3 protein-coding genes are annotated in these 5,980 nt (G+C 60.9%); 2 read left to right on the forward strand and 1 reads right to left on the reverse strand.

Annotated elements, in window-relative coordinates:
• Window positions 1-119, forward strand: a 119-nt coding sequence (locus WBP53_RS09385; RefSeq protein ID WP_423928232.1) for an acyl-CoA dehydrogenase family protein, incomplete at its 5' end; no start/stop codon positions are given.
• A gap of 93 nt (window positions 120-212) precedes the next feature.
• On the opposite strand, the gene WBP53_RS09390 is transcribed toward WBP53_RS09385, so the two are convergent.
• A complete protein-coding gene (locus tag WBP53_RS09390; RefSeq protein ID WP_423928228.1) occupies window positions 213-2,000 on the reverse strand; it encodes a diguanylate cyclase in 1,788 nt (595 codons plus the stop codon).
• A 271-nt stretch (window positions 2,001-2,271) separates the two neighbouring features.
• Here WBP53_RS09390 and WBP53_RS09395 point away from each other — a divergent pair.
• On the forward strand, window positions 2,272-5,980 hold a 3,709-nt coding region (locus tag WBP53_RS09395), incomplete at its 3' end, for an NAD-glutamate dehydrogenase (RefSeq protein ID WP_423928230.1).

The raw sequence follows: 5,980 nt of genomic DNA on the forward strand, positions 1-5,980 counted from the left end.
ACTCCAAGGAGATGCCGCTGGAACGCTATTTCCGCGACGCAAAGATCACCGAGATCTACGAGGGAACCAGCGAAATCCAGCGTCTGGTTATCGCCCGCAACGAAACCGGGCTGCGCTGAGACAAGCCATTCCCGAGGGCAAGGGTGCCGCTCGATATCGCGACGGCGCCGCCATCATTGCCGCCATGCCCGGGATCACCCGGCATGGCGTGGCTAGAACAGCCTGAGGATCTCCGCAGACTTCGCGCCATCAACGGCGCCTGAGTCGTTTGCCACTTGCACCTGGTCACGTCCGCCGCGCTTGGCGGCGTAGAGCGCACGATCTGCGCTGTGCAGAAGGTCTGCTGGAGAGCGCCCGTGTTCGGAGAACGTCGCCAGACCGATCGAGACACTGACTGGTCCAAGTTTCTGGCGCCGATGTTCAACCAGCAGTGCCCGGGTGGCGAGGCGGATCTGTTCCGCACGTTCCAGCGCCTGCGCGCGGTCGGTTTCGTGCAGCAGCACGGTAAATTCCTCGCCGCCGTAGCGGCAGGCGATATCTTCGCTGCGGATGACCCTGGCCAGCATGATGCCGAACTGGACCAGCAAGGCATCGCCTGCGTCATGGCCGTGGTTGTCGTTGAAACGCTTGAAGTGATCGATGTCGAGCATGAGCACGCTGAGCGGACTGCCCCGGCGCTCCGCACGCTGGACCTCGCGCTCAAGGGAGGCTTCAAGATAACGTCGATTGAACAGGCCGGTCAGCGGGTCGCGCAATGATTGGGTGCGCAGGGTTTCCTGCAATTTCAGGTTGGCCAGAGCCATCGAAATCTGCTCGCACGCCGCGTTGGCGTTTCGGCGCTCCACATCGCTGATCTTGCGCGTGGCAGTCAAGGTCACGACGCCGAGTATTTCCCCCTGTGCCATCATCGGGATGCACAGGTTGTCGTGTTGCGGGTGCAGACTGATCGAGTGTTCCAGATGCTTGCACGTGAACGCCGGGATCGTGCCCGCAAGAGGATATGGATGGCCGCGTCGCAAAGCCCAGCAGTCGTCTGGAGCAAACAGGGCGTCGTCCTTGGCAGGCGATCCACCCCACTGGCCGACGGTCTCGACAAGGTTCTGCGAGGCGTTGATCAGTTGAATTGAGCCGGAGATATCGGGCAGCAGAAGTGGCAGCGATACGCTCAGTCCCCGCGCAGCTTCTCCGATGCTGCGACAGCCCTGCAGCATGTCGCCGAGTTCGGAGAGTTGTCGGAGCGTCTGGCTTAGCCGTTGCGCCTCGACGAGACTTCGGCGCAGATCCTCATTGGCTACACTTGCCTCGTCCATGCTGGACAGGCGCTGGCGTTGCTCACGACGGACTATGCCCAGGGCCAGGCCAAGGATGAATACGCTGAACAAGATGGCGCCTACCGTCAGTTTCCGGGTCAGGTTGGCCTGGTTGACCGTGCGACCCTCGTGCTCCGTGAGCAACTCCTGTTCCACTCGCAGCATGCGCGTGCCCAGTTCGTCGATCTGCAGGTCGTCGGTGCGGGAGCGCTGCATCTGTGGGGTTGCGCGTGCTGCGCCCAATCCGCCTTGCTCGTAGACTTCGAGTACCTCACGCATGGCACTTAGTCGGGCTGCGATCAGCGCGGCCATCCGATTCGCGTTTTTGCCCTGAACTTCGTTGTCGGCGACCAGTTCCTGCAACTTGCGACTGTGTTCGAAAACTGCCGGCATGCCGGCGGTGAAATCCGCAAGGCGCTCCACGCTGCCCGAGATCAGGTAGGCGCGCTGGCTGGCCTCGGAATCGTGCAGGCTGGCCAGTGTCTGGGTTATCTCCTGGCGCACGAGCATCGAATGGGCAACCCATTCTGACGCCGCAAGAAATTCTCCGACTACCCGGTAGACCTGGACCGCAACCGAGCCGAGGACGATCGCAAGCAGCAGGAACAGCGCGTTGACGCGCCGGCCGAATGCACGTCGAGTGGCAACACTTGTCACGCTGGTGCTGCCTGAAGTGATTGAATCTGACATCGGACTGCGTCTGGCAACCGTCAATGAACCTGGATTTGATTTTCATGTAGCAACAGCCGTGCCAAACGCGAGGCGAATAACCTGAAAAGTCCGAAGCCGGAGAAGGGCAGTGGGCTAGCGTTCAGATTGGCTACCTCGCACTGCAGCAATTGCACTGCGCAGCTGATGCCGACGTTGCCCTGCTCTATAGCTCATTGTCTGTCTTCGGGTGGATTCCCTCTGGGGTGCAGCGTATCCTCCGCGCCCACTGCCGCTATCCAGAAAATCTGCAATGAATGCTCCCAGTGCCGCCAACGATGCACAGCGTCTAGAACCCATCCTGAGTCAGATTTCGACCGAGTCAGGAGCAGCCCGCCAGCGCGAGGCACAGACCTTCGCCGCGCACTTCTTCCGCCATGTTCCGGCTGACGACATCAACGGGCGCGACGCAGGCAATTGGGCGCGTATCTCCCAGTTCATGCTCGAGTATCTGCGCCAGCGATCACCGAACACCGCGAAGATTCGTGTGTTCAATCCGCAGGTGGATCAGGAAGGGTTCGAAAGCGGCCATACGATGATCGCGGTGTGCACGGACGACATGCCATTCCTGGTCGATTCGGTTTCAATGGCGATCAACCAGGCGGGCTTGATGACCCACGCCGTGGTCCACCCGATTTTCAATGTCGAGCGTGATCCGGGCGGCCACGTGCTGTCCTTCGGTGATGAGCAGAGCACCTCTGGCTCGGCCGAATCGATCATGCTTTTCGAGGTCGACAAGATTGGCAATGCCGAAGAGATCGAGGCCCTGCGTCAGGCGATCACGGCAGCCGTCGAGGATGTACGTTCTTCAGTGACGGACTGGCCGCAAATGAAGGCCAAGATGCTCGAGATCGCAGAGAAGATGCCAAGCCTGAACTTGCCGTTCGACAAGGATTCCCTTGCCGAAGCGCAAGAGTTCCTCAAGTGGATTGCGGATGATCACTTCACCTTTGTCGGCTACCGTGAATATCGCGTCGTCGAGGAAGCTGGCGAGGAAGTCCTCAAGCCCGTCGAAGGAACCGGTCTTGGCATCATGCGCGGCTCCGAAAAGGGATTCGCCGCGCGATCCCTGAAATCGCTGGCAGCCAGGGACCTGGAAAAATCGGGTGCCGTCGGCGCACTCATCCTGACCAAGACCAACTCTCGTTCGCGCGTACATCGCCCCGGGCACATGGACTATCTCTCGGTCCTGGGCTTCGACGGCAAAGGCATGCCCGTTCTGGAACAGCGCTTCCTCGGCCTGCTGACTTCGTCGGCATACATGACGCCGCCCAAGCAGGTGCCGCTGCTGCGCACCAACTACGAAACGATACTCAAGCGCTCGGGACTCAAGCGCGATTCGCACTCGGGCAAGGCGCTGCGCCATATCCTCGACACGCTGCCGCGCGACGAGGTGTTCCAGTGCACGGTGGATGAACTTTACGAGATCGCCATGGCGGTGCTCGATTTGCGCGAGCGTGCGCGAACCCGCCTGTTCGTTCGCCGCGACCGCTACGGACGCTTCTTCTCCGTACTGGCCTATGTGCCGCGCGACCGCTTCAACACCGATGTGCGCGAGCGCATCGAGTCGATGCTGAAGTCGTATTTCCGCGCCGCTCGAATTGATTCAACCGTTCTGCTGGACGAGTCTCCCCTGGCCCGCGTGCACATGATCGTGCGGCCCGACCCGGGTGAACGCCCGGCCTGGAACGTGGCGGAGCTCGAAGCGGCCATCGCCGAGATCGTGCGCAACTGGCAGGACGACTTGCGCGAGATCCTGATCGAACGCCATGGCGAGGATCGCGGCGGCAAGCTGGCCAGTCGCTACGGCAAGGCCTTGCCGGCCGGCTATATCGAGAAAGTGACGCCACAGAATGCGGCAGTCGACGTCGAACTCGCTGCGGCACTTGCCGATGCCGATGACGTCCAGCTCAACCTGTATCCCTCGCGAAAGCATGAGGGCGTACTGCATTTCAAGGTGTTCCGTCTTGGTGCCGATATCACGTTGTCCGAAGTGATTCCGCTGCTCGAGAATCTCGGCCTCAACGTGCTTACGGAAAACCTTTACGAGATCAAGGGTGGTGGCAATGCCATCACGATCCAGGACATCCTCGTGCGACCGGGGCGCCTGGTATTTGATCTGGAGAACGTGCGCAAGCCGTTCCAGGAGGCATTCGAGCGCATCTGGCGTGGTGACGCCGAGAACGATGGTTTCAACAAGTTGATCCTGAGCGCGCAGCTCAACTGGCGTCAGGTCAGCGTCCTGCGTGGCTATTGCAAGTACCTGCTGCAGACCGGTGTGCCGTTCTCGCAGAGCTACATGGAGCAGACCCTGGCCAACTACCCGGACATGGCCGGGTTGCTGGTCGAGCTGTTCGAGGCCAAGTTCGATCCTGCGCGCCTTGATGGCGGCGTCGAGGTCATCGAGGAGGCGCGTTCCCGTCTGCGTGCGGAAATGGAAACGCTGATGCCGGAACAGGCCAAGACAGACAACCCGGGTCTGATCGACGAGCTCGTCTCGTCACGAAATCTTGATCGTGATACCCAGGTTCGTGTCATCGCCTGGACCATCCACACCCTGCTGGGTCGCGTCGCAAGTCTCGACGAGGATCGTATCCTTCGCGGTTTCAGTGCCGTTATCCGGGCCACGTTGCGCACCAACTTCTACCAGTGCGTGGACGGCAAGCCGCACGAGTACATGAGCCTCAAGTTCGACCCCTCGCAGCTGAGTGAATTGCCGAAGCCGCGTCCGTATCGTGAAATCTTCGTCTATTCGCCGCGAGTGGAAGGCGTGCACCTGCGCTTCGGCCCCGTCGCCCGCGGCGGCTTGCGCTGGTCGGATCGACGCGAAGATTTCCGTACCGAAGTGCTGGGCCTGGTCAAGGCGCAGATGGTCAAGAACACGGTGATCGTTCCGGTCGGTTCGAAGGGCGGGTTCTTCGTCAAGCGTCCGCCGGCCAGCGGCGAACGTGATGCGGTGCTGGCCGAAGGCGTGGCGTGCTACCGGATGTTCATCAACGGCCTGCTGGATGTCACCGACAACCTCGTCGAGGGCGAGCTGGTTCACCCGCAGGATGTCGTGCGCCATGACGATCCGGATCCTTACCTGGTCGTCGCCGCGGACAAGGGAACCGCAACGTTCTCGGATATCGCCAACGCGGTCAGTGCCGAACACGATTACTGGCTGGGCGATGCGTTCGCATCCGGCGGATCGGTTGGCTATGACCACAAGGGAATGGGAATCACCGCAAAGGGCGCCTGGGAATCGGTCAAGCGTCATTTCCGTGCGCTCGGGCGTGACAGTCAAAGCGAAGATTTCACCTGCGTGGGTGTCGGCGACATGTCCGGCGACGTGTTCGGCAACGGCATGTTGTTGTCAAAGCACATCCGACTGGTTGCGGCGTTCGATCACCGCCATGTATTCATTGATCCAAACCCGGATTCCGCCAGCAGCTATGTCGAGCGCCAGCGCATGTTCAAGGTGCCGCGTTCGTCGTGGGCCGACTATGACGCCACGCTGATCTCCGCAGGTGGCGGGGTCTATCCGCGTTCGGCCAAGACCATCAAGCTGTCCGCTGAAGCGGCTGCAGCCATCGGTATCGAAGGCGGCGAACAGGAAATTTCACCGAACGAGTTGCTGACGGCAATTCTCAAGGCCCCGGTCGACCTGCTCTGGAATGGCGGCATCGGTACCTATGTGAAGTCGACCGGCGAATCCCATGCCGATGCCGGCGATCGTGCCAACAATCCGATTCGAATCAACGGTGACGAACTGCGCTGCAAGGTGATCGGCGAGGGTGGCAACCTGGGCATGACCCAGCGTGGCCGCATCGAGGCGGCACTCAACGGCGTGCTTCTGAACACGGACTTCATCGACAACTCGGCTGGTGTGGACACCTCCGACCACGAAGTGAACATCAAGATCCTGCTCAATGACGCCGTGCAGCGCGGCGAGATGAGCGTTGAGCAGCGCAACAAACTGC

Origin of the sequence: Dokdonella sp. (assembly GCF_049593775.1) — a bacterium.
Taxonomy (GTDB): Bacteria; Pseudomonadota; Gammaproteobacteria; order Xanthomonadales; family Rhodanobacteraceae; genus Dokdonella.

Excerpts from the sequence above, each read along its gene's own strand:
- WBP53_RS09390 (WP_423928228.1), bottom strand. The coding sequence starts at position 2,000 with ATGTCAGATTCAATCACTTCAGGCAGCACCAGCGTGACAAGTGTTGCC.